Consider the following 24,447-nt stretch of genomic DNA (forward strand, 5'->3'; position numbering starts at 1 on the left):
GGAGAAGGCGAGATGGCTGCCAGCCAGGACGCGGTCGAGACGAACTCCACCGCGGTTCGCCACGACGTATTCAAGGTGACCGCCGCGACCTGTGGCGCGCTGTTCGTGGACAGCCTGCTCTACAGCATCGTGGTACCTGTCCTGCCGAACTACGCGGACCAGTTCGATGTGGGGTCGGCCGGGGTGAGCCTGCTGTACGCCGCGTACGCGGTCGCCCTGCTGGCGGGGACTCCCCTGATGGGCCGGGTCGGCGACCGGTTCGGGCATGAACGGCCATTCCAGGTCGGTGCCGCCGGTCTGCTGATCTCGACGGTCGGTTTCGCGCTGGCTCGTAGTTATCCCGAACTTCTGGCTGCCCGCACGCTCCAGGGAGTCGCCGCGGCGGCGCTGTGGACGAACGGAATCGCTCTGCTCGCCCAGCGGGTGCGGCCCCCCAGGGCCGGCGGCGCGATGGGAGCGGCGATGTCCAGTATGTCCGTCGGTATGGTCGCTGGCCCAGTGATCGGCGGGCTGCTGGCCGAACGCTTCGGCGACGCGGCGCCGTTCGTGGTGTGCACGGTGCTCACCGCGGTACTCGCCGCCGTCCTGCCGTGGCTGGTCCGCGGCGCCGCGCAGCCGGTACGTGAGCAGCAGCCATCCGGCTGGCGTTCGCTCCTGCCGACCCTGCTCGCTGTCGCCTTCGGAGCGGCGACGCTGAGCATGCTGGAACCGCTGCTCCCGCTGCACCTGGCCGACCGGTTCGGCAGCGGCCCGGCCACGCTGGGTCTGATCTTCGGGGCGGCGACGCTGGCGCACGGGCTCGCCGGGGTGCCGGTCGGCCTGCTTGGGGACCGGCGGCCGGATCTGCCGTTGATCCCGGGCGGGTTGCTGGGGATGAGCGCCGTCCTGCCGCTGCTCCCCAGGTTCGACGTTGGCTGGACGACGGTGCTGCTGGTGACGTTCGCCGTTTGCTTCTCCTTTGTCCTCATCCCTGCGCTGGGGATTCTCACCGCAGCGGCGGAACGGCGGGGGGTCGGGCATGGGGCCATCTTCGCGATGTTCAACATCGCCTATGCCGTGGGGATGATGAGCGGCCCTCTGCTCGGCGCGCTGGGTACCGGCTTCAGCAGCGTCACCACCGCGCTTACCGGCATGGCGGCGGTTCTCGTCCTGGGCGCCGTCCTGATCCTGACCGCGGCGCAGCGCCGCTCCGTCACCTGACGTCCGAGCCAGGATGCCCGGCTGCGGTCGGGCATCCACCTCACCGAAAAGACATCCCGTCCTTCTGCTCGCGATCCACTGGGAGTTGCTATGAGCCGAGCCGGTCTGGCGCTGCGCGCCGCCCGTCTCCTACTCACCCGCGCCGTTGCCGACACCACACCTGATTACGACATCGCCAGCAGCACCTATGACGAGGCGTTCACCGCCCTCATGGGCCCGAACTCGACGGCGATGCTGGACCTGGTGGGGATCGCCCCGGGGATGGACGTCATCGAGCTGGCATGCGGCACGGGTCACCTGTCCGAACAGATTCGGATCCGGCAGCAGGGCCTCGGTTCGCTGCGGGTGATCGAGAAGTCCCCGGGGATGCTGGCCGTCGCGAAGGCCAAGATGGAGACGCTCGGCCAAGCCTCCAAGGATGTCAGCTGGCAGCAGGGCGACATGCTGGAGTTCCTCAAGGCCCAGGCGACCAACAGCGCCGACGCGATCGTCTGCGGTTGGGCGATCTGCTATAGCAAGCCCTCCCAATTGTTCCGCGAGGCGCGGCGGGTGCTCCGCCCAGGAGGTCGGATCGGCATCATCGAGTCCCGCGCGGACGCATTGGCCTCGCTGCGCAAGGCTTTCGAAGACGTCGTCGCGGACGAGCCGACTCTGCTCACCGCGATGGTGCGGGTGGCCCTGCCGAAGGACGCCGAGACGGTGGCCAGGTGGATGCGCAAGGGCGAACTGCGGGTAATCAACCAGTATGAGGGTGAACAGCGCTGGCCGGTGGCCACCGCCGAGGAAGCCGTAGAGTGGGTGGAACGGTCCGGCGCCGGCGCCGGCTTCCGGGACTCGTTCGACATGTCCCGCGAAGACGACGTCAGAGGCAAACTGACAGAGGCGCTACGCAAGCAGGCCAGCCGGCCGGGGGGCCTCACACTCCTCCATCCGTTCGTCGTGGTCGTCGCCGAGACCACACCGGAGCCGGCAGCTCCCGTCCAGCCGGGCGTCACCAAGGCGAATGGGATCCAGTGAACTCTGGGACTGGCGGGATCGGATCGGAGTCGACGCCTTCCCCTTCCGCCCATCCGGTGCTGGGACGGATCGCCCGGGCCGTGGTCAGACACCCCGTGGTCGTCATCGTCCTCTGGCTCGTCGCTATCGGGGCCTGCGCGCCGTTCGCGCTCAAGCTCTCCGAGGTACAGTCCCGGCAGGGCAGCTCGAAGATCGTGCCCGGCTCGGTCGGCGACGCCGTAGCGCAACGGCTCGTACAGGCATTCCCGCATCACTCCGAGCGGGAAACCCTCATCGTGCTCAGTGCGCCCGATGTGACCGCCGCGAGTTCGCGGCGGCTGATGGGCATGCTGGACGCCTCGCTACAGCCACTCGTCCACGATGGCTCAGTCATGAGCACGACGTCGCCGTACACGCTGCACCGCGACGCTCTCCTGGCCGCGATGCGCCACGTGCTCGCGCCGGCGGGTACGCCGCCACCGAGCACCGAGGAGGCCATGGGCCGCCTGGCCCAGGCGCGGGCCACGGGTCAGGTGCCCGCGGCGCTGGTTCCACTCCTGCAACGGGCCGCACGTACCGACCAGGCGGAATGGCCGAAGCTGGCCGGCACGCTGGCCGAGGAGACGGACTGGGCGGACTTCCCCGTGCCGGTGGACGCCGCCAGCCTGATCTCCGATGACCACAGGGCGTCACTCGTTACCGTCGCCTACTCGAGGCATGGACCTGACCCGGACCTGACAGCGCTGCGCCGCACTGTGGCCGCGGACATAGCCCGGCTGGGCCCGGCCTCCCCGGTGCACGCCGCCGTCACCGGCGAACTGGCACTGATCAAGGACACGTACGACAAGGCCGAGGCCGACAACGCGAAGATGGAGTACGCGGCTTACATCATCATCATCATCGTTCTGCTGCTGTTCTTCCGTGCCGTCGTTCCGGCAGTCCTCACCCTGACGATGATCGGGCTCGCCATGACGATCAGCCAGGCATGGCTGTACGCCGTCGGCAGCCAGGTGGAACTAACCCAGTTCACCACGACAATCATGACCTTCGTCATGCTCGGTGCTGGCGTCGACTACAGCATGTTGCTGTCCTCCAGATATCGGCAGGAACGCCTGGCTGGCCGCGACCCGAAAGAAGCCGTCGTCAACGCCACCATCCACGCCGGTGAAAGCATTGCCCTCGCGGGAAGCACCGTCATCCTCGCGTTCGCCGCAACCCTGCTCTCACCGGTCGACTGGATCCCGCCGCTCGGCTATGGGGGGCTCGCGGGCATCCCGGTGATGCTGCTGGCCGCACTGACGATCACACCGGCGCTGCTGGTTCTGCTGGGCGACAAATTCTTCCTGCTCGGTGTCCGGCCGCTCACGGATATGGAGTCCAAGGGCTGGCTGACCAACCTGCTGCGACGGCTGGCCGTGCTGCCGCGACGGGCACCCGTCGCCGTCGTCGCGGTGTTCGTGCTGGCGACGATCCCCATCATTGTCCTCCTGGGATCCCACCGGCTGACCTCCGACCCGGTCGCGCTGAGCCCGGACACAGACGCCCGCCGCGGCTACAACCTTATCGCCGAACACTGGCAACCCGGCCTGCTGCAGCCGACGACCGTCGTCGGTGACATCGGCGACAACGGTCACCGAGGCGACACTCTCACCCTTGCCGGCTGGCAGCGACTGGACAGCCTAAGCGACGCGATCGCCCGCACTCCCGGCGTGGTCTCCGTTTCGAGCCTGTCCCGCCCCACGGGCACGAAGCTGTCCTGGGAGGACACGTCGGCGCTACCACAAAACGTCCGACAGGACTTTCTGGCCCCGGACGGCGCCCTGCGGCTGTCCATCGTGCTGGCTGGGGACCCACTGTCGGAGCAGGCGAGGTCGACGATCCGGACGCTGACCACGCTGGTCGCCGACAGTACCATCGACAACGCTCAGGTCGGTGGTGCCACCGTCATCGACCAAGAATACGATGCGGCGCTGACATCGTCCTTCTGGAAGATGATCGCCTTTGTGTGCGCCGGCGTCATAGTGCTGCTGACCTTCGCATTACGATCCATCCTGGTCCCGATCCGGCTGATCCTGACGATCGCGCTCAGCAACATTTGGGCACTCGGCGCCACGCTCGCGGTCTTCGCCGGCTGGCTCGATGAACCCGTCATCAACGACCTACCAATCTTCCTGGTGATCCTCATGATGGGTCTCGGCATGGACTACGAAATCTTTTTGATAACCCGGATCCGAGAAATAACCCGGCAGGGAAGCAGTGACGCCGACGCGGTGACGACAGCTATCGTGGACACCGGCCGGGTAATCACCGCTGCCGGCCTGGTTATGGCGGGAACACTGGGGACGATGATGCTCTCGTCAACGTTGATGCTGCGCGAGTATGGCTTCGGCCTCAGCGTCGCGGTGCTGCTCGACGCCACGCTGATCAGGCTCGTCCTGGCGCCCGCCACACTCCTGATAGCCGGGAAGTACAACTGGTGGCTGCCCTCCCTACGGCGCCGCGCCGCCGCCCCGGACGGGCCGGCGTGAGGTAGACGGCGCCATTCCATAACCATTCCGTATCCCGCGTGACACCGCCGTATCCCGCATGACACTAAGATTTACCGGCCAGGCCAGGACACGCCCGACACGGCATACCGGAGTTGACACTTCCTTGCAGGATGCGCCATTATTGAAGAAATTTCAACAAGAGTGCGTTGACCCTTTCCGGCTGCTCTTCATGCGGTAGGTGGCCGGCATTTTCTATGGAGACGAAGCGGGCGTTTGGAAGCCTTGCCTCAAGATTCTGGCCAAATTTTATTGGTATGTAACGATCATCCTTGCCCCAGATCACAAGAGTCTCGTTGTGTACCTTTTCGAGATGCCGGTCGACTTCGCTCCAGTTCAAATTACGTTGCAGGATGTACTGAGCTTTGAGGTTGCGAGAATAAGTGATAGGAATATATATCTGGCGAATCTCCGCGTCAGATACGGCCGATGGGTTGCTGAAGAGATTTTCGTGTATATCCTTCCTGACGTTGCCAAAAGAAAAGAAGTGTACGAGCAACTCGCCTACCAGCGGATACGACAGGTACTTCCAGGAGCTCCCGTCGTGAGCCGCGATCTCCGCCGTCCCCGTAGCATCAATGAGCACTATCCTGCCGACCTCATCAGGGTAAACCTCGGCAAAATAAAGCGCCCAACCGCCACCCCATGAACTCCCAATAAAATCAGCCTGGACAATTCCTTGCTTTGCCAAAAAATCTTTCAGGAGCGTCGCGAATCCGGCCAAGGTGAGCGTAGCAGGATCCTGGTAGGTGGTGAAACCATGCCCGGGCATATCCAGGGCATACACAGTATGCTCCCGGGCAAGTTCATCGATGTTCTTCCGGAAAGAATACAGCCAGGTGCCACCGCCATGCAGGAGAATGACAGGTCTACCAGCGCCTTGCTTCAGATAGTGGAGCCGTGTATCACCTATGTCCATGTATCGAGTTGTACGTTCCTTCAGAAACGAGGGCGTCTCCTTGAGATTCCGCCCAGGCTCGACGCCGTAGGCAAAAAAGCTAACAGCTAGGAAGCCTAGCAAGAACAGGCTAATAATAGAAAGCATATATATCCTGGCTACAGCACAACTCATTCTTGGACTCCAACTAAAGTGCTAAGCCTGCTAGCTTGAAAAGTCCTGATTCCACACCAAGAAATCTATCCTTAATCTTCTTGCAGAATAGAACACCCTCGCCCACCGTAACACGGTCGGGAACATACTCTTCAGCTCCACCAAGCCCTATAGTGCCAAGGCGCGAGGAATCTCCCGGAAAAATGCCTGAACCGCCTCGGCGTGTCCGGCGGTGAGGCGTCCTCGGTTCTGTAGGATCGGCTTGCTGGATGGTGACCATCCAGCCTTGGCGGCTGGCCGGCAGACGAGGATGTAGCCGGGATGGTTACCATCCCCGTCCCGTGCCACCGCCCTACCCACCGGTCGGTATGGGACGGGGACGGCGCGTCAGGAACTCCAGGAGGGAGAACTGCCGTGGCGTCAGCTCGACCGGTGACTCACCCCGCCAGGCCCGGTGCGACGCGGGTCGAGCCGGAGGTCGCCAGCCGCCAGGACGACCGGGCGTTCCCCACCACCACGGCGCAGCAGCGCCCGCAGTCGCGCCACCAGACTCCGGTCGTCATCCGCCACCAGGATGCGCATGTGCGGAACAGGGCCACCCTGCCGCTGAGCGCCAGCCGAATCCCTGCTGAATCTTCGCTCTGAAGGACGGGGCCCTGCGCGCTACGTTTCCCGGTCACGGGCCTCGAGTCGGTCCGCGGGAAGAAGAGCACGAGGAGGATCATGCGGCACGAACACCGGACCCCGGTCGACGTTCTTGCGCTACTGATACGGGACGGCCGCCTGCTCCTGACGAAACGCGCGGGAGGCATCTACGGAAGCGGCTGCTGGGCGCTGCCCAGCGGACGGATCGAGCCCGCCGAGGACGTCGTGACCGCGGTGATCCGGGAGCTCGACGAGGAGCTCGGTATCGGGGTCGAACCCGAGGATGTCGCTTTCGCGGGTATCACGCATGCCCTTCCGCCGGACAGCGACGCTCGTATCGGTTTCGGCTTCCTGGTGTCGCGGTGGAGCGGCGAGCCCACCAATCGGGAGCCAGCCACCTGCTCCGCCCTCGCCTGGCACCCACCGGACGATCTGCCGGCCGACACCCTGGCGTACAGCAGGGAGATCATCCGTCTGCATCTGCGGGCGGAACCGTTCTCCCGGTTCGGCTGGCCGCCGAGTCGGGGAGCGGGCGCACGATCGCGGCAGGCTTTCTCGGCTATCCGGTCCCGCGACCGGTCCACGGGTCCCCCGCCAGACCGAGCTGGCTGATCCAGGTCTGGTAACAGCGGCGGTCGGCGAGCCGGGTCCAGTCGCCGCCCCACCGCTCCATGGCCGTACGGACACCGCACCCGCAGAATGCGCATGGCGGCGACGTGGATGCAACATGCAACAAAACCTTCACGGTTGTCGACCGATAGCAATGGAGATGCTACTTTCAGTTCACACCTTGAGCGTGAGGGGAGAGGGTGACGATCATCGCCATCGCGCCGCATCGAACGCCCGTACGTACCGCCGTCGCGATGATCAGCATCCTCGCTCTCACCACCGTCCTGATCGGCGTCGGCCTGGCCGGATCCGCCGTGGCCGGCGCCTGCCCGACGGCCGGGTCCAGCGACGTGGGGAAGACGGGGAAGATCAGGAAAACCGAGAAAACCTGTCCCGATGGGGACGATGCGCCGCCGTTCGGCTTTCTCGATCTCGCCGACGCATCCCCCGCCGGCATCCGCGTCGCCGGCTGGACCATCGACCCGGGGGACCTCACCCACCCCCTGGCCGTAACGATCATTCTGGACGACGTCGCCACCGCCAGTGTCGTCGCCGACCGCTCCCGTCCCGACGTCGCCCGGGCCCACCCGGGCGCCGGCCCCGACCACGGCTTCGACACCACCGTGGCCGCCGCACCCGGCACCCACACCGTCTGCACCGCCGCGGTGAACATCGGCCCGCTCGGCTCCTTCCACCGGCGGAGCCTCGGCTGCGCCACCGCGACCGTGGACGCGCCCGCCGTCGACCACACGCCCCTCGGCTACCTCGACCTCGCGACGCCCAACCCGTGGATCACCGCCGGCTGGAGCAGCGTCCGCGTCGCCGGCTGGACCTACGACCCCGACGACCCCGCCGACCCCCTCATCGTCACGGTCACTCTCGACGCCACCACCGCCACCACCGCCACCGCGGACACCTCCCGACCGGACGTCGCCCGCTTCTACCCCGACGCCGGCCCCGACCACGGCTTCGAGACCACCGTCATCACGAGCGCCGTCCCGCACACGGTGTGCGCCTACGCCACGAACGCCGGGCCCGACGGCCCCATCCGGCATCAGCTCGGCTGCGCCACCGTCTCCTGGCTCCCCTGACCGCTGCTGGCCCCTGACCGCTGCTGGCCCCTGACCGCTGCTGGCCCCTGACCGCTGCTGGCCCCTCTGACCACCGCCGGCCGCGATGCGCAGGTCCCGCCCGGCGGTCGTCTCACTCGGTAGTCGTCTCACTCGGCGTCTGGAGCGGCGGCCGGAGCGAAGACCGTGGCGAGCGCGGGCAGCGCTCCGGGCACGAGTCGGTAGTAGGCCCACACGCCACGCTTCTCCCGGCTGATCAGGCCGGCGGCGACAAGAACCTTCAGGTGGTGGCTGACGGTCGGCTGGGTCAGCCCGAGCGGCTCGGTCAGTTCGCAGACGCACGCCTCACCACCCTCCCGCGCATAGATCATCGACAGCAGCCGCAGCCGGGCGGGAACGGCGATCGCTTTGAGCACACCGACGAGACGTTCGGCGTCCTCCGCGGACAGCGGGGTGCGAGCCAACGGCGTGCAGCAGGACGCGACGGTGCCCGCGAGCCCGCTCGGTGCGTCACTCTCGTCACCGTGATCACCGTGATCACGCGCGGTCAGACATCCCATGGTTTTCGTTGTCAAGCGGCGACGTCGAGTGTTGCTTTCTGTGTCCATGCGGTTGCCTCACTGTAGGGGGTGTGGGTCTTGAGGCAGCCGTGCAGGATTCCGACGAGCCGGTTGCCGAGCTGGCGCAGCGCGGCGTGGTGCGACGTGCCGCGCGCGCGGATCGCGTCGTAGTACGACCGGGCGCCCGGGGATGCGCTCAGGGCCGAGAGCGCCTGCTGATGTAGCGCGTCGGCGAGCCGGTTGTTGCGTGCGTAGCGGGCCAGGACCGTCTTCTTCTTCCCGGAGGCGCGGGTGATCGGGCTCGTGCCGGCGTAGTTCTTCCGTGCCTTCGCGTCGGCGTAGCGCGTCGGGTCGTCACCGAACTCGGCGAGCACCCGGGCCGCGAGGACCGGTCCCAGGCCGGGCTGGGACAGCAGGATCTTCGCGTCCGGGTGCTGGTCAAAATGGTCCGCGACCTGCTCCTCGAGCCGGGCGATCTCGCCGTTGAGGGCTGCGAGCAGCCCGGCCTGGGCGCGCACGACCGCGGCGTAGGCGGTGGTCGCCGCCGGCGTGACGGGCAGCTGCTCGGCCCGCAGCGCCGCCCGGATCGCGGCCGCCCTCTCGGGGATCTTCCGCCGGCGGGCGTGCCTGAGCGCGGCGCTGATCTGCGCAACGGTCAGCCTCGCGGCCTCGGCCGGCGACGGCGCCTTCGCGAGAAGCTCCAGCGCGTCAGGGGTATCGAGGTCGTCGAACGCGGCCAGCGCGGCCGGGAAGAACTCCAGGAGCGCCGAGCGCAGCCGCTGGGTCTGGCGGGTCCGGTCCCAGATCAGGTTCTGATGCGCCCGCGCCACGATCTTCACCGCCTCGGCGGTGTCACTGTCCCCAGCGACCGGCCGCAGCTGGTGACGGTCCGTACGGACCATGTCCGCCAGGCTGTGCGCGTCGCCGGCGTCGCTCTTGGCACCCGACGTCGAGTACCGCTCCCGGTACCGCGCCGCCTGCAACGGGTTCACCGCGATCACCTGGTAGCCCGCCGCGACGAGCGCCCGCACCCACGGGCCGCGGTCGGTCTCGATCCCGACCACGACCTGCTCCGGGCCGGCGTCCTCGGCCAGGTGCCGCCCGATCAGCGCGTGCAGCCGGGCGATCCCGGCCACGCCCTCCGGCAGCCGGCCCTTCGCCAGTCGCCGACCCGTCTCGTCCTGCACCTCCACATCGTGGTGGTCCTGCGCCCAGTCGTCACCGACGAACAGCATCCGGGTCTCCCGTCTCTCGGCACCAGGTCCGGCAGCCTCCAGGAGATCCACCACACCCTAATGGTCAAGTGCTCACGCCACGATCAGCGGGCACGACATCCCATCTGTGGTCCGCTCTCCCGACCACCGGCAGGGGCACGGTCTGACCTTAGGACTCGTCCTGCGTCCAGGGGCCTCGAGTGCTCACCTGCTGGCGGCTACCGGAACCGAGCCTGCCTCACGGCTGCCCGGTATGTCCCATTAGGGGCACCAGGGTCGATGCGAGCGTCGTCGTCATGCACACCAGCATGCCCCACGGGACCGCACCCGGGCCCGTCCAGCCATCCTGGCGGCCCATAAAACTTGACAGGATTACATAGCGCTGTTTATCTCTACATGTTCGTGTGATGGAAGCCGGTGTGATTCCGGCATGGTCGCGCCACTGTGATCGGCCCGTCCGTCCTGGACGGTCTCGGAAGTCAGACCCATTGCCCGAACCCGTCCTACCCGTGGAACGCGTGATTCCAGTGGAGGTTCTCCTCATGGCGCACCCCGCCGTCTCCCCCGCACCGCTCGCCCAGCCGGCCCTGCCGGCCCTGCCGACCATCCCGATGCGTGAGCTGGTGCCCTTCCTGCTCTTCGGCGGGCTGCTGGCGCTGCTCGGGCTGTACTTCGTCGGCGCCGAGCAGGGCGCGCTGTCAATCTTCGGCGGGAACTACGTCCACGAGTTCGTGCACGACGCCCGCCACCTGCTCGGCTTCCCCTGCCACTAACGCCTCCTCCCGATCTGTTCCAGCGAGGAGACGCTGTGGCACGAACACTGTTGATCCGTGGCATGCTCGTCGGTCTGGTCGCCGCCGTGCTCGCCTTCATCGTCGCGAAGACCCTCGGCGAGAGCCAGATCGGTCACGCGATCACCTTCGAGTCGGCGGGCGAGAGTTCCACTCATGCGCACGAGGCGGTGGGTCTCGCCGCTCACGCGCACGAGGAGTCCGAGCCGGTGTCCCGGACCGTGCAGTCGACGCTCGGTCTGTTCACCGGTCTGCTGCTCTTCTCCGTCGCCATCGGCGGCATGTTCGCCCTGGCGTACGCGTGCGTGCAGGGCCGCCTGGGCACCCTCGGGCCCCGCGGGACGGCCGCCCTGGTCGCCCTCGCCGGGTTCACCGCGGTCTACCTCCTGCCCGATTTGAAGTACCCGGCGAATCCCCCCGCGATCGGCAATCCCGACACGATCGGCCGGCGGACCGTCCTGTACTTCCTCATGATCCTGATCTCGGTGATCGTCGTGGTCGGGACGGGTGTGGCCGCGCGGCGGCTCACCGGCCGGCTCGGCGGCTGGAACGCGACGATCGCCGCCGCCGTCGGCGGGCTGGTGGTCCTGGGCGTCGTCTACGCCGTTCTGCCCCACGTGCACGAGACGCCGGAGGGCTTCCCGGCCGACGTGCTGTGGCGGTTCCGGATCGCCTCGCTCGCCATCCAGGCGACCGTCTGGGCGGCCATCGGCCTGCTGTTCGGCACGTTGACCGAACGCGCGTTCCGACGTACCGCGGCCCCCACCAGCGCGATCGGTGCGATCGGTGCCGCCGGTGCGGCTGGCCCTGGTTAGTTGCGCGCCGACCGTGGCCCTGCGGGCCGCCCGGTTCCCTATCGACGAGCCTCTCGACGCCGACGGGCTGCACCGAGCCGCCGGCGCCGCCGAGGCGGTAGCGGCTGGCGCGCTTCCCGCGACGGGACGGGTGCTCTGCGACGGATCCGCGCGGGCCTGTCAGACCGCCGCCGCCCTGGGCCTCGGTGCCCGCAAGGGTGACGTCACCATCCCGCGGGCCCCGGGCCTACCCGTCGTCCCCGAGGTGGATCCGGCCCTGCGCGACCTGGACGTCGGGGCCTGGCGGGGGCGCAGCCTGGACGAGATTCCCCCGGACGAGCTGCGCCGGTGGCACAGCGATCCGGCGGTGGCCCCGCCGGGCGGCGAATCCCTACTGAGCTTGCTCAGCCGCGTCGAGAACTGGCTGGTCCGGCGAAGCACCGAACCGAGCCACATCATCGCGGTGACCCATCCGGCGGTCATCCGGGGCGTGCTCGTGGCCGCCCTGCGCTGCCCGGTCGAGATGTTCTGGCGGATCGACGTCGCCCCGTTGACGGCGACCCTCCTGCACCATCGGATCGGCGCGGGCGGTCATGACGGCACGACCGGCACGCAGCCGAAAACGGAGAGTGCCGCGACCAGGACCGCGACCGGAACCGGAACCGGAACCGACTGGACCTTGACACACGTCTGCCGCCCGCTTTAGCGAGATCCGCCGGGTCCGGCGTCCATCGGCGCCGGCGCGCGGATGGGAAAGCTCATGGTCGCCCAGGAGCTCGGGGTGACCGTTCTGCCCGACTACAGCATCGTGGGCGACCCGCCCGAACGCAGCGGCGTCATCACCCACCGCTCGCTTGGAGGTCGAGTGAAAATCGCATCAGAATCGTCAGGTTCGACCGGTTTCCCGGCCCGGCCACGAGGCTGCCGCGGCCCCTTGACGCGCGGCACCGTCCGGATGGAATCATGGCCGTGGGTCCGAACCCCCAGGTGGCCCCAGGTGGCTAGATGACCCCGGGTGAGAGGCGGTCGGGTGGGTAAGCACGCGAAACCGGTAGCCTGCCCGACCTGCAACGGCAGCGGGAAGATCACCGTGACCAGCGACGGCAAGAACGAGACCGTCTCCTGCGGCGTGTGCAAGGGCTCAGGGAAGGCGTGAGCGTCCGCCGGGTGAACCGCGAGGATTTCATCCCGGATGAGATCTGGGTCCGGGACGAGGACGGGTTCTTCCTGGTCCCGCTCCGGCGCCAGGATGATCCACAGCGGTGGTCGGAGCTGTGCCGCGGCGACGACGGGATCACGACGCAGGTCGACGACGGGACGGGCAGGTACGACGGTAGGGGCGTCATACCGACCAGTTCCAGCAGCGCGCCGTGGGTCATGGCCCGGATGCTCGACCTCCTCGATGTGCGGGACGGGATGAACGTCCTCGAGATCGGTACCGGGACCGGCTATAACGCGGCGCTGCTCGCCGAGCGGACCCCGACCGGCCAGGTCACCACCATCGAGATCGATCCGGGAATCGCGGGGCACGCCCGCGCGGCCCTCGCCAGAATCGGCCGTCCGGTGACGGTGGTCGTCGGGGACGGCGCGGCGGGGTTTCCCGATCGGGCTCCCTACGACCGGATCATCGCCACGGCGTCGGTGGTTACCGTTCCCTACCCCTGGATCACGCAGACCCGGCCGGGCGGGCGGATCGTGCTGCCGTTCACGAGCGAGTTCGGTGGGGCGCTGCTGTCATTGACCGTCGCGGACGGCACCGCCTCGGGCCATTTTCATGATGATGCGGGTTTCATGCGGCTGCGCGGCCAACGGGCCGACAGACCCGTCTGGTGGCTCGGCGAGGACGACGCCGACGTCAGAACAACCTGCCGGTATCTGGATGAGCCCTTCGCGGACGCCGCGGCCGGATTCGCGGTCGGCCTGTGGCTGCCCGGCTGCACCACCGGGCAGATCGAGGAAGGCGGCCCGGCGAGAACACTTCTGCTGTCCCACGCGGCGTCACATTCGTGGGCGTCACTGACCGCCGGGTCGGACGGGCAGTCGGACGGGCACGAGGTCACCCAGTATGGGCCACGACGGTTGTGGGACGAACTCGAAATGGCCTACGACTGGTGGGTGAACGCAGGGCGGCCGTCCTGCGCCCGCTTCGGGCTCACCGTCACCCCCGACGGTCAGACATCCTGGCTGGACTACCCGGAGCGGGTCATCCCGGCCTCGTGACCCCCGCGGACGAACTGGCGCGACGGCGAACTGGCGCGACGGCGAACTGGCGCGACGGCGAACTGGCGCGACGGCGAATCGCCGAGGGTTGGTAACGGTCTCCGGTCTTGAAACCGCGCCTAACCCTCGGCAACTCTCTGTCATCAAACAGTCGACGTCATCAAACGGTCGACGTCGCCGACCATCGGTGCATCCGCGGGGTCAGCACCTCGGATCCCTGGATCCCGGATCCTGGGATCCAGGGCCCCGGGCGATCGGCGGCCCTTCACCGCTGCGGCACTACCGCGGCAGGCCGAGCCACCGGGCCCGCCGGCCGGCGGGCGGCGGTTGCTCGTCGGCAGGACCCGCGCCGACCGCGACCATGGGTGCGGGCACCCGCACCGGTGCGTCCCACCGGCGACGCGAGCCGGTCCCGATGACCGCCGTCGGCAACGCGTCCATCGGGTCGACGAACCGGCCGGTCGACTCCTCGAGCACCCAGATGCGCGCGTCGGCGATGTCGAAGTACAGGCCGACGAGTTCCAGCGTGCCGCGTGCCAGGGCACGGCGCACGGCCGGATGCGCGCGCAGGTTCTCCAACTGCTGCGCCACGTTGGCGCGGCCCAGCCTTTCCACCGGGGGCAGATCCTCCGTGCCGGCGGGGGGCGTCCGCTCAAGCGAGGCGGCGGCGTGCGACAGCCAGCCCGCCAGGGCCGAGTCGGGTGCGCCGTCGAGCGTGCCGGACAGCAACGCCTGCATGGCGCCACAGCCGGAGTGGCCGCACACCACGAGCGAGGGCACCCGCAGGACGTCGACGGCGTAGTCCAGCGCGGCGGTCACCGACAGGTCACCACTGCGCCGCAAGGGCGCGTCCGGGTCGGATCCGGCGGGGTCGTCCACCGGGACGATGTTCCCGACATTACGGATCGTGAACAGGTCGCCGGGACCGCTGCTGGTGATGATGTTGGGAACAATGCGGGAGTCGGCGCAGGTGAGGAACAGGGCGCCGGGCTGCTGTCCCCCGGCGAGCGCGTCGAAGGTGCCCCGCAGGAGCGGGGCGGCCCGCCGGTGGAACTCGTTCACCCCGAACAGCATCGTGCTGACGTGGTCGAATGTCCGGTCGGGGGAGGCCTGCGCCGGCACCGACGCCGCCGGGTCCGGGCCCTGGACTGGGTGGATCGCCGGCGGAGTGACGCCGGCGGGCTGGGAATCCGAAGACCGCGATCCCGACGAAGGGGAATCAGACGAAGGGGAATCAGACGAAGGGGAATCAGACGATGACGAGGCGAGTTCCAGTTCCTGCCACTGCGACCAGGGCGCGAACCAGCGCGGGAGGTGCGGGACGACGGTGCGGCGCCGTTGCTCCGCGACCTCGGCCGGCCGGCGGAACCAGACCTGGCCGATCTCGTCGACGCTCACCGTCCCGCCGGACGCCTCGTGGTTCGCGCACCAGCCACGCAGATGCTCATAGGCGGCGTGATCAAGGTAGTCGACGATGAGTTCGATCGAGACGGGGGCACCGGCGGGGATACGGCCCAGGATCCGCGCGAGGCGGGGCAGGGACAGGAAGCTCAGCGTCCCCTCGACCTCCACCTGCCAGAGCTCGCCGGTGCGGACCAGCCGGACACTCGACCACAGCACCCGGCGCAGGACCAGGGCGAGCGCGGTGAGCAGACCCAGGGCGACGCCCTGCAGGAGGTCGAGGGCGACGACACCGACGATTGTCACCAGGTAGACGGGCAGCTCCCCGTGCCGGCGGACGTGGCGCAGATGCGCGACGTTGACCAGCCGCGCACCGACGACGACGAGCAGGCCGGCGAGGGCGGACAGCGGGACCCACTCCACCATGCGGCCCAGGAACACGGCGAACAGCAGCACCCAGACGCCGTGCAGGACGGCAGACTTCCGGGTACGCCCGCCGGAGGCGACGTTGGTGGAGCTGCGCACGATCACCCCGGTGATCGGCAACCCGCCGGCCAGGCCCGAGACGAGGTTCGCCGAGCCCTGCCCGAGCAGCTCGCGGTCGAGGTCGACGCGCGGCCCCCGCCAGCCTCGGGTGGTGGCAAGCTGGTCCACCGCGACGGCCGAGAGCAGGGACTCGACGCTGGCGACGATGGCCACGGTGACGACGCCCAGCGCGATGCCGGACCAGTCGCCGTGTGGGAGGCCCGGCAGGGCGACCGCGTCGAACAGGGACGAGGGCAGGTCGACCCTGGGCAGGTCGAAGCCCGCGACGGCAGCGAGCAGGGTGCCCGTCACGACCGCCGCGAGATAGGCGGGGATGGCTCGGACGGCGTTCGGCAGCCTCTTCGGCAACCGGGGCCAGAGCAGGATCGTGGCGATGGTGACGAAGCCGACGAGGGTCGCGAAACCGTGCGGATCGATGATCGCCTCGGGCACTGCCGCGACGTTCTCCCAGGCGTGACTCTCGGCCTGTCCGCCCAGCACCACGTGGAACTGGCCGAGGACGATCGTCAGCCCGATGCCGCCGAGCATCCCGTGGACGATGGCCGGCGAGACGGCCAGGGAGGCGCGGGCGACCCGGCAGAGCCCGAGCAGGATCTGCAGAATCCCGGCCCCTGCGGTGATCAGACAGGTAACGCGCCACCCGTAGGTGTGGACGAGGTCGGCGACGATGACGGTCAGCCCGGCGGCCGGCCCGCTCACCTGCAACGGCGCACCGCCGAGGGCGCCGGCGACGACGCCGCCGATCACCGCGGCGAGGAGACCCGCTGCGACCGGCGCCCCCGAGGCGACGGCGATGCCCAGCGACAGGGGCAACGCCACGACGAACACGACCAGGGAGGCCTGGAGATCGGGGCGCAGGGGGTTGTGGTCACCCCGGGTCCGGCGCACGTTCTTGGCGGTGGACCCGGACATGGGCGGCGAATGGCTGTGCCGGGACGGTGACGGCGGGGAAACCGAAGCGGTCATGGCATCCTCCTCGAGTTCGATGCGGCGGGACGGGTGTCTCGTCGGAGATCGGCCCCGAAGTGTGACCATTGGCGACGGTTTGCCGGCGCCCGTCGGACACCGCGGTCCGACCACATCCGACGCCCACCCTGGACCCGCAGAAACGGAAAGTGACTAATGATGCACAGATCTCAACGTGCGAGTCCACAGCCGAGTTTCCCTCTGTGACAGACGCCCCATTTATGCGTGACGCTGGACACCTTCTGTGGCATCTGCTCCTGGGCTCGGACCAGCGGCGCGACGGCGGCCCCGGGTCGCGGCCGGACGGGCGGGCATCACGTTCGGGCGGGCATCACGTTCGGGCGGGCATCACGTTCGGGCTCGATGCCCGGCGGCGGCACGATCGTGCCTGGAATCCGCATGGAAGAGGTGCACCGTGAGCACGGACAGCTTCGACGCGGTGATCGTCGGGGCCGGTCCAAACGGGCTGACCGCCGCCCTGACGCTGGCCGAGGCCGGCTGGCGGGTACTCGTCCGGGAGGCCGCGGGCACTCCCGGTGGTGGGCTGCGAACAGAAGAGCTGACGCTGTCCGGCTTCCGGCACGACGTGTGCGCAACCGTCCTGCCGCTCGCGCTCGCCTCCCCCGCACTGCGCGCCTTCGGCACAGGCCCGACGTCCTCCGCGAACCCGACGTCCTCCGCGAACCCGGCGTCCTACGCGGACCCGACCCCCACCGCAGGCCCGACCCCGACCGAGGGGCTTCGGTGGGCGCATCCGCCGGTGCCGCTCGCCCACCCGCTCGACGACGGCCCGGCGGCGCTGCTGCGCCGCGACCTCGACGCCACCGCGGCGGGCCTCGCCGACCGGGACGGCGTCGATTCCGGCTGGCGCCGGCTGGTCGGCCCGCTGGCGTCCGACGGCTCGCGGCTGGCCGAGGGCGTGCTGGCACCGTTCGACCTGCCGCCCGCCGCGCCCCTGACCCTCGCCCGGTTCGGCGTGCGCGGGCTGTGGTCCGCGACCGCGCTCGCCCGCGCCGCGCTGCGCGGTGAGGCGGCGCGAGCGCTGTTCGCCGGGCTCGCCGCCCATTCCATGATCGATTTACATCGCCCGGTCACCGCAGGCTACGGGCTGTTCCTCGGGGTGCTCGCGCACCAGGTCGGCTGGCCGGTAGCCGTCGGTGGATCATCATCACTGGCGGAGGCCCTGGTCGCCCGGCTGCGCGAACTCGGCGGCGAACTGGTCACCGGCGCCCCGGTGACCAGCCTGTCGGAACTGCCGCCCGCGCGGGCCGTGCTGCTCGATCTCACCCCTCGCCAGGTGCTCGCGGTCGCCGACGCCGCGCTGCCCGGCCGCTACCGCGCCGCGCTCGGCCGATACCGGTACGGACCGGGAGTTTTCAAGATTGACTGGGCGCTCGACGGACCGGTGCCCTGGCGCGATCCGGCGGTCGCCGGGGCGGCGACCGTGCACCTGGGCGGCACGCTCGCCGAGATCGCCGCGGCCGAGCGGGCCGTCGCCCGCGGCCACCATCCAGACCGGCCGTTCGTACTGTTCGTTCAGGCGTGCGCCGCCGACCCGAGCCGCGCCCCGGCCGGCCGGCACACCGGGTGGGCCTACTGCCATGTCCCACTGGGCTCCAGCGTCGACATGACCGACGCGCTCGAGTCCCAGGTCGAACGCTTCGCCCCCGGATTCCGCGACCGGGTGCTCGCCCGCCACGTGATGGGACCGACGGCGCTGGAGGCGCACAACGCCAACGAGATCGGCGGCGACATCGGCGGTGGCACCGCCGACCTGCGCCAGTTGGTCGCCCGGCCGGTGCTCTCGCCACGCCCCTGGGCGACGCCGCTGCCCGGCGTCTACCTGTGTTCCGCCGCCACCCCTCCCGGCGCCGGGGTACACGGCATGGCCGGGCTGCACGCGGCGACCCTCGCCCTCAGCCGGGAGCGGCGAGCGGCCTGGCCCGTAGGTCGGCCGGGATGAGATCGTCGCCGACCCTGATCTCGCCGTAGGCGAGACACGCCGGGAAATGCGCGACATGCCGCCGCCTACGGACCTTGTATCCCGCCTGGAGACACTCCGGCGGTAACCGCCCGGGCGCCACGCCGACCATGAATCACCGCCTTTTCATGACCGTCCCTCCATGATGGGGGTCGGCCGCCGGCCCGCAGGCGGCCCGCATCACCGTTGGGTGACCGCAGACCAACCGATAGGTGAGCTCCCCCCGCCGCACCCGCCTGGCCAGACGGGAATGATATCGTTCGGCCGGATCTTTTCATCGCCGCGGAAATCGGGGAAATGTTATGCCGCTGGCAGGCTACGGCGTCTTGAAAGGCCGGCTACTCGACCGGCGCAGGGAGGGCGGGCACGACAGCCCGCACTACCAGATACACGTCGAGGGTGGTGGCTCTTTCCGAGTCGCCGTAAACGTTCTGTCCGCCCAGCCCCCGTCCGAACTGCTGTACATCGCGGTCGAGGAGTTCCACCATCCGATCCTCGACCGCCTCGTTGACCTGCCCGACGGGTTCACCCCCCTGAAGTCCAGGCCCGGCGGTCTCGCCCTGGACTTCGTCCGGGGCAACCTGTTCGATCGCACCGGGCTGCACGCGCTCCCCCCCGACCGCCCCGGCCCGGACAACGACCTCGCCGACCGCCTCGACCACCACGTCCAGCGTGCGACCGCCGATCCGACCAGCCACATTTACGCCTTCGGCCAGCGATGGGGGCCCGAGCCCACGAAACCAGACAAGATCTTTGGCTTCGTACCCGGCAACGGCGTGCATGACGTCCACATGAACCAGGGCAACAGCGGTCGCTTCATCGCCGACGACGGCAGCTGGCAGGACGGTGCCCTGCTCTTCCACTTCCCCACCGCGGGCCGCTGGACAGCACTGTTCCTGGCCTTCCAGAGCCAGGCCTGGCACACCGACGACACGACCGGCCACACCCTGCGCGCCGTTCCATCGGCCGGACCGGGCGGCCAACCAGCCCCCGGGGAACCCGACCGGCGCCTGCGCATCGTCGCCGCCCTGGTCAACCCCATCGGACCGGCACCGGAAGCCGAGTCCGTCACCCTGCTCAACACCACCCCAGGGCCCGTCGACCTCACCGGTTGGACGATCATCGACAGCGGTCGGCACCGTTTCCCCCTTCCGCCCACCAACCTGCCAGCCGGGGACACCGTGCGGATCCCGCTCGCACCCCCGGTCGGGCTGGGCAACCGGGGCGGCATCATCACCCTGCTTGATCAGGACGGTCTGAAAGTCGACGGCGTCGCCTACACCGCCACCGACGCATCCCGCGAAGGACACACCATCATCTTCTGACCTCGGATCACCTTTCGGCCCCGGATCACCTTTCGGCCCCGGATCACCTTTCGGCCCCGGATCACCTTTCGGCCCCGGGTCGCCTCCGCCTCGGATGGGTCTTCTCCACCGCGGGAACCCGCGCTTCGATGATGCTCCGGGCGGGACCCCGGTGGACCGGGTAGGCGAGCCGCAGCAGGTGGTGGCCACCTTCGACACCTACAGCGAGGCCGAGAGGGCCGTCGACCAACTTTCCGACCTTGGTTTCCCGGTGGAGAAGACCGCCATCGTCGGCCGCGGCCTGCGCACGGTCGAGCAGGTCACAGGTCGGCTGACCTGGACCTCCGCCGCCGGCCTGCCGGCTCCCAGGCTCACTGCCGGCACGGCCTGCCGGCGCCCAGGCTCATTCCTGGGCCTGGGCTACCGGCAGAAGCCCGGCCCTGCGCCGCTCGGTGTAGCGGACGAACGCAAAGGCGTCCCGAGCCGCCTCGATGCCGTCGTCCGCGAGCCGACCGGCGAACCGCTCCCGGATGGCCGTCTCGACCGCGATGATCGAAACGATTCCGGTCAACGCGGCAAAGCCACCGAGCAGAGCCGTGTTCGGTAGCGGATGCCCCAGCTCACGCTGGGCGATCTCGCTGGCGGGCATGCTGATCGTCCGCTCGGGCCGGTACCGGGTGAGCCTGGGCAGCCCGAAATCGTCAAGGTCGCGTGCCGAGTCGAGCAGGATGAACCCATCCGCCCCGAGTCCATGGAACACGTCGGAGACGTGCAGCAGCGCCGCGTCCCGGACGATGACCGCATCCGGGAACACGACCGGTTCCCACCCGGGCAATGGATCGTCGTCGATCCGGCAGCAGGCGACCGTAGGGTGGCCGATGTGTTCCGGCCCGCCGGCCATGGATGCCTGTCCGTAGCGACCCTCCGTAACTGCCGCGATGGTCAACAGCTCGGCGATGGTCAGCACGCCCTGACCGCCGAACCCGTGAATTCGTACCGCGAACATGACGGACCTCGTCTCTCCCGACCAGGCTGCTTCTCAATGCTGCTTCGCGACGCCCCGTCAGCTGCCAGGGTCCTCTCCGCGGCCCGACAGCGCGGTGAGTAGCCGGCGGCGGGGGCGACCAGTGGATCGCGGGCCAGGATCGCCATCGTGCGGTCGTCCCCGTCGACCCCGTGCGCATGGATGGCGAGCTGCGCGAAAAGGCGGTCAAGCAACGTGTCAGGCGAGTCGGTTCCGATCCGGCCGGCGGACAGGGATTCCGTCCCGAACTGTGTGCCGTGCGCGTCGCGCGCCTCGCTGATGCCGTCGGTGTACAGCAGTAGGCGGTCTCCGACGTCCATGGTCAGCGATCGGGACGACCAGATCTCGCTTCCGGCGAAAAGGTCAGACAGGATGGGCCCGGTCGGACCGAGCGACCGTGGCTCGCGGGCGCAGCTGCCGCCGCCAGCCGCGGACCCGGGCAGGTGCAGGGCGGGCGGATGCCCGGCGTTGACGTAGACCACCTGGCCTGACCGGGCATCGACGACGGCGAGAAAAGCGGTAGCAAACATTTCCCCGATATCGCCGGGTCCAGCGATATCGTTCATCGTGCGATGCATGGTCGCCTCGGGCTCCTCACCCGCGAGCAGGTGCCGGCGCATCGCCTCCCGAAACCGTCGCGCGAACCTCGCGGCCTGCTCGCCGTGTCCGGCCGCGTCGCCGACGCAGATGGCGAGCCGGCCGGCGCCGATATCGACCACCTCCACCCAGTCTCCGCTCGAACCGGGAGTCGCGGGATGCGACCGCCAGAATACCCCCAGACGATGGGCGTTCTCTCTCACGCCCCCGATCACACAGGCCGCGAGATCGGTCTCGTCCCAGGATTCTGCAGCCGGAAAGTTGCACACGGACGACCTCCAGAACGGCGCCTCGCGGGGAGAACTCAGTGGCCCTCGACATCTCAGACCCGTGCTCAGTCCTGCACCAATAACAGGTCATTCATTCGACTTCGGTCATCCGCCGAACATCAATATTGACGATCAGATCGGCCCAGCACGCATACTGGCCGACCGCACGCTCCTGCCGGGTCACCCGCAGGACTCGTGCCGGACGCTCGGGACCGGCCTTGACGACCGTCTCCTCGATGAGATGACCATCCGCTGTCATCCATTTCATGTGTCACCGCCTTCCTTGGCGTCGACGCGAGGCCATGGGACCTGATGACACAACCTGACAACCTGGCGGAATCAGCGACGACGGATCATTGTTCAGTCGTTCACGCGAACCCGACGGGTCAGCCGAACCGAGGGTCAGCGGTCCCGGCCGAACAGCGTGGCCGTGTCCTCGATCGGGTTCCCCTGCCGGTCGTAGACGGCGACGCCCAACGACCTCAGTGTCGACGCGCTGCACCGCAGGTGATGGGCGCACAACAGCACCTCGACCTCATGGGAACGCGTGTCACCGGGGACAAATATCGCCTGCGCCACCGGTTCGGAGGGGCAGCAGCAGGACCGACTGCCCGGTTCGATCGCCCGGTACGGTCGGTGCGTGCCCGCAGCCGCTGTGCCGTTCTCCGCGGCTGACGCCGGAGCTGGCATCGAGCGGGACAGGCGAAGGGCGGGGAGATTCACGGGAAGGTTCATGAGTCAACCATCCCGCGGCTGCCGCCTGGTCACATGGGCCGATCGTCCCCCCTCAGCGGACCAACGGTCTCCCCGCGCAGGGGCGCGGCCCAGTGTCACAGGGGCGCAGCCCAGTGTCACAGGGGCGCGGCCCAGTGCAGGTGGGTGCCCCCGCCTGCCGGTGTGGTGAGGGTGAAAGATCCGCCGAGCTGCTCGGCCCGGGTCCGGAGGTTGTCCAACCCGCTGCGCCGGCCGCCGGGACCTATGCCGACACCGTCGTCGATCACGTCGACGACCACCGACTCGCCGGCCACGCCGATACGGAGCTCGACGGTCCCGGCCTGCGAATGCCGCGCCGCATTGGTCAACGACTCCCGGGCGACAGCGATCACCTGGTCGGCGAGATCGTCACCGATCACGGTTTCGAGCGGTCCGGAGTAGCGGACGGTCGGCGTGAAGCCGAGGGCCGGACGCACGTCCTCGGCGATCCGGTCGATCGCGGCGTGCAGTCGGCTTCGCTTGGACGCGCCGCTGGCACGCAGCTCGAAGATCGACCGCCGAATGTCCTTGATCGTAACGTCAAGGTCCTCGACGTACTGGTTGATGCGCTCGGCGTTCGATGGACGTTCGTACTGGGCGATGTCCTGCAAGCCGAGCGCAACGGCGAACATCCGCTGGATGACGTGGTCATGCAGGTCACGGGCGATGCGACCACGGTCGGCCAGGACCACCAACCGCTCCCGGTCGGCCTTGACCCGCGCCAGTTCCAGAGTGATCGCGACGTTGCCCGCGAAGCTCGCGGCACTGGCGAGATCGGTGTCGCTGAAGGGACGCTTCCCCCGGTTTCGACCGACAAGCAGCACTCCGGACACGTGGTCGGTGCCGGCGACCATCGGGAGGACGATCAGGGGGCCGGTGGCGGCGTCCCGTTCCTCGGGGAGGGCGTCAAGCTGCGCGTCCTCCACGCGCAACGGCTGCTGCTCGGCCATCACCCGACCGGTGAGGGTGCCGTCGAGAGGTATCCGCTGACCGGCGCCGGAAACGGTGTCCGCTCCGACGGTGACGGCGACGGCGACCCGCGCGCTGCCGGCCTCCTCGTCGCGCAGGACGATGGAGACGAACTCCGCGTCGGCGACCGTGCGGACGCGTTCCGCAACAGACTCGAGGGCGCCGTCGGCATCGGCCATGATCTGGCGGGTCACGTCGGCGGACGCGCTCATCCACCGGTGCCGCTGCTGGGTGTCGTGGAACAGCCGGGCGTTCTCGATCGCGACACCGGCGCTGGCGGCCAAGGCGAGCGCGAGTTCCTCGTCCTCGGCGGTAAAGGCCGTGCCGCCGCGTTTCTCGGTCAGATAGAGGTTGCCGAACACCTCGCCGCGCACGGTGATAGGTACGCCGAGGAAGGTCCTCATCGGCGGATGGCCGGGGGGGAAGCCATACGCACTCGGGTCACGGGAGATGTCGTCGAGGCGACGCGGCCGAGGATCATCGATCAGTAGACCGAGCACCCCGTGGCCGGTGGGCAGATGACCGATTCGGTCGACGTCCCGCGGGTCCATGCCGGCGTGGACGAACTCCTCCAGGGTGCGGTCCGGCGCGACGACGCCCAGCGCCCCGTACCGGACGTCCAGCAGCTCGCACGCCGCCTCCACGATGTGCCTGAGCAGCACCGGCAGCCGCAGGTCCGTGGCGATGGCCCGACTCGCCGCCAGCAGCCCGCGCAACCGGCTCTGCGTGGCCAGCACATCCTGGGCCCGGTCAACCAGCTGCGTCAGCAGTTCATCGAGTTCGAGCCGCGCGACGAGCGGGAAAGTCAGGTTCTCGCTCGTCGGTGAGCCCGTCGAAGAGACCGACGAAGAGACCGACGAAGGGTCCGTTCCCGCCCGCTTCTGGCTGGCTGCGGACCCAGTTTCCATGCCCACGCCCGAACAGTACTAGAACCGGTTCGG

21 protein-coding genes and 3 pseudogenes are annotated in these 24,447 nt (G+C 68.9%); 14 read left to right on the forward strand and 10 right to left on the reverse strand.

Annotated features, from left to right (window positions below):
* Nucleotides 1-12 precede the first annotated feature (12 nt).
* From FRANCCI3_RS16265 to FRANCCI3_RS16275, 3 genes are all read left to right on the forward strand, one after another.
* A complete protein-coding gene (locus FRANCCI3_RS16265) occupies nt 13-1,200 on the forward strand; it encodes an MFS transporter (RefSeq protein ID WP_011437617.1) in 1,188 nt (395 codons plus the stop codon).
* A 90-nt stretch (nt 1,201-1,290) separates the two neighbouring features.
* Nucleotides 1,291-2,217, forward strand: coding sequence for a class I SAM-dependent methyltransferase (locus FRANCCI3_RS16270; RefSeq protein WP_011437618.1), 927 nt, complete (start codon nt 1,291-1,293; stop codon nt 2,215-2,217).
* A gap of 80 nt (nt 2,218-2,297) precedes the next feature.
* Nucleotides 2,298-4,724, forward strand: coding sequence for an MMPL family transporter (locus FRANCCI3_RS16275; RefSeq protein WP_200923117.1), 2,427 nt, complete (start codon nt 2,298-2,300; stop codon nt 4,722-4,724).
* Between the two features lie 139 nt (nt 4,725-4,863).
* Here FRANCCI3_RS16275 and FRANCCI3_RS24800 read toward each other — a convergent pair whose 3' ends face one another.
* Together FRANCCI3_RS24800 and FRANCCI3_RS24805 are read right to left on the reverse strand one after the other, a co-directional pair.
* Nucleotides 4,864-5,787 (reverse strand): alpha/beta fold hydrolase, encoded by a 924-nt coding sequence (locus FRANCCI3_RS24800; protein WP_023841938.1) that lies wholly within the window; start codon nt 5,785-5,787, stop codon nt 4,864-4,866.
* Between the two features lie 382 nt (nt 5,788-6,169).
* Nucleotides 6,170-6,342: pseudogene (locus FRANCCI3_RS24805) on the reverse strand (response regulator transcription factor); the annotation flags it as partial.
* 174 nt (nt 6,343-6,516) lie between these two features.
* Between FRANCCI3_RS24805 and FRANCCI3_RS16285 the strand changes: the two are divergent.
* A complete protein-coding gene (locus FRANCCI3_RS16285) occupies nt 6,517-7,050 on the forward strand; it encodes an NUDIX hydrolase (protein WP_011437622.1) in 534 nt (177 codons plus the stop codon).
* 197 nt (nt 7,051-7,247) lie between these two features.
* Complete coding sequence (locus tag FRANCCI3_RS16290) at nt 7,248-8,138, forward strand: hypothetical protein (protein WP_011437623.1); 891 nt, start codon at nt 7,248-7,250, stop codon at nt 8,136-8,138.
* A 128-nt stretch (nt 8,139-8,266) separates the two neighbouring features.
* Here the strand turns inward: FRANCCI3_RS16290 and FRANCCI3_RS16295 are convergent, their stop codons facing one another.
* Nucleotides 8,267-8,677, reverse strand: coding sequence for an ArsR/SmtB family transcription factor (locus FRANCCI3_RS16295; protein ID WP_011437624.1), 411 nt, complete (start codon nt 8,675-8,677; stop codon nt 8,267-8,269).
* A gap of 11 nt (nt 8,678-8,688) precedes the next feature.
* A complete protein-coding gene (locus FRANCCI3_RS16300) occupies nt 8,689-9,912 on the reverse strand; it encodes an IS110 family transposase (protein WP_011435467.1) in 1,224 nt (407 codons plus the stop codon).
* Nucleotides 9,913-10,433: 521 nt separating this feature from the next.
* Here FRANCCI3_RS16300 and FRANCCI3_RS16305 point away from each other — a divergent pair.
* The 6 genes and pseudogenes from FRANCCI3_RS16305 to FRANCCI3_RS16320 all read left to right on the forward strand — a co-directional run bounded on the left by FRANCCI3_RS16305 (nt 10,434) and on the right by FRANCCI3_RS16320 (nt 13,696).
* Entirely contained in the window at nt 10,434-10,664 is a 231-nt protein-coding gene (locus FRANCCI3_RS16305) for a CbtB domain-containing protein (RefSeq protein ID WP_011437626.1), read from the forward strand.
* A gap of 35 nt (nt 10,665-10,699) precedes the next feature.
* A complete protein-coding gene (locus tag FRANCCI3_RS16310) occupies nt 10,700-11,497 on the forward strand; it encodes a CbtA family protein (RefSeq protein WP_011437627.1) in 798 nt (265 codons plus the stop codon).
* Complete coding sequence (locus tag FRANCCI3_RS16315) at nt 11,460-12,182, forward strand: histidine phosphatase family protein (RefSeq protein ID WP_108913823.1); 723 nt, start codon at nt 11,460-11,462, stop codon at nt 12,180-12,182. Before FRANCCI3_RS16310 ends, FRANCCI3_RS16315 begins: the two co-directional genes overlap by 38 nt.
* 33 nt (nt 12,183-12,215) lie before the next feature.
* A pseudogene (locus FRANCCI3_RS29135) lies at nt 12,216-12,338 on the forward strand (LysR family transcriptional regulator); the annotation flags it as partial.
* A 168-nt stretch (nt 12,339-12,506) separates the two neighbouring features.
* Nucleotides 12,507-12,632, forward strand: coding sequence for a hypothetical protein (locus FRANCCI3_RS28585; protein WP_023842045.1), 126 nt, complete (start codon nt 12,507-12,509; stop codon nt 12,630-12,632).
* An 11-nt stretch (nt 12,633-12,643) separates the two neighbouring features.
* Nucleotides 12,644-13,696: a methyltransferase domain-containing protein gene (locus FRANCCI3_RS16320; protein WP_236701519.1), complete on the forward strand. Its 1,053-nt coding sequence runs from the start codon at nt 12,644-12,646 to the stop codon at nt 13,694-13,696.
* Nucleotides 13,697-13,975: 279 nt separating this feature from the next.
* Here FRANCCI3_RS16320 and FRANCCI3_RS16325 read toward each other — a convergent pair whose 3' ends face one another.
* Complete coding sequence (locus FRANCCI3_RS16325; RefSeq protein WP_011437630.1) at nt 13,976-16,609, reverse strand: SulP family inorganic anion transporter; 2,634 nt, start codon at nt 16,607-16,609, stop codon at nt 13,976-13,978.
* Between the two features lie 415 nt (nt 16,610-17,024).
* Here FRANCCI3_RS16325 and FRANCCI3_RS16330 point away from each other — a divergent pair, with 415 nt between their 5' ends.
* From FRANCCI3_RS16330 to FRANCCI3_RS28780, 3 genes and pseudogenes are all read left to right on the forward strand, one after another.
* Nucleotides 17,025-18,572 carry a phytoene desaturase family protein gene (locus tag FRANCCI3_RS16330; RefSeq protein ID WP_011437631.1) on the forward strand — a complete coding sequence of 516 codons (1,548 nt, stop codon included), beginning with the start codon at nt 17,025-17,027 and terminating at the stop codon, nt 18,570-18,572.
* Nucleotides 18,573-18,892: 320 nt separating this feature from the next.
* Nucleotides 18,893-19,915, forward strand: coding sequence for a DUF2278 family protein (locus tag FRANCCI3_RS16335; protein ID WP_011437632.1), 1,023 nt, complete (start codon nt 18,893-18,895; stop codon nt 19,913-19,915).
* 94 nt (nt 19,916-20,009) lie between these two features.
* Nucleotides 20,010-20,234 (forward strand): annotated as a pseudogene (locus FRANCCI3_RS28780) (general stress protein); the annotation flags it as partial.
* A 63-nt stretch (nt 20,235-20,297) separates the two neighbouring features.
* Here the strand turns inward: FRANCCI3_RS28780 and FRANCCI3_RS16340 are convergent.
* The 5 genes from FRANCCI3_RS16340 to FRANCCI3_RS16355 form a co-directional block, all read right to left on the reverse strand.
* Nucleotides 20,298-20,900 (reverse strand): 2-oxoacid:acceptor oxidoreductase family protein, encoded by a 603-nt coding sequence (locus FRANCCI3_RS16340; protein ID WP_011437633.1) that lies wholly within the window; start codon nt 20,898-20,900, stop codon nt 20,298-20,300.
* Nucleotides 20,855-21,643, reverse strand: coding sequence for a PP2C family protein-serine/threonine phosphatase (locus FRANCCI3_RS16345; RefSeq protein WP_232235242.1), 789 nt, complete (start codon nt 21,641-21,643; stop codon nt 20,855-20,857). The genes FRANCCI3_RS16340 and FRANCCI3_RS16345 overlap by 46 nt, the downstream gene beginning before the upstream one ends.
* Before the next feature lie 232 nt (nt 21,644-21,875).
* Nucleotides 21,876-22,052 carry a hypothetical protein gene (locus tag FRANCCI3_RS27105; protein WP_023842049.1) on the reverse strand — a complete coding sequence of 59 codons (177 nt, stop codon included), beginning with the start codon at nt 22,050-22,052 and terminating at the stop codon, nt 21,876-21,878.
* Nucleotides 22,053-22,186: 134 nt separating this feature from the next.
* Entirely contained in the window at nt 22,187-22,519 is a 333-nt protein-coding gene (locus FRANCCI3_RS16350; protein WP_011437635.1) for a hypothetical protein, read from the reverse strand.
* A 116-nt stretch (nt 22,520-22,635) separates the two neighbouring features.
* Nucleotides 22,636-24,414: a sensor histidine kinase gene (locus tag FRANCCI3_RS16355; protein WP_011437636.1), complete on the reverse strand. Its 1,779-nt coding sequence runs from the start codon at nt 24,412-24,414 to the stop codon at nt 22,636-22,638.
* Nucleotides 24,415-24,447: the final 33 nt, after the last annotated feature.

The organism is Frankia casuarinae (assembly GCF_000013345.1).
GTDB lineage: Bacteria > Actinomycetota > Actinomycetes > Frankiales > Frankiaceae > Frankia > Frankia casuarinae.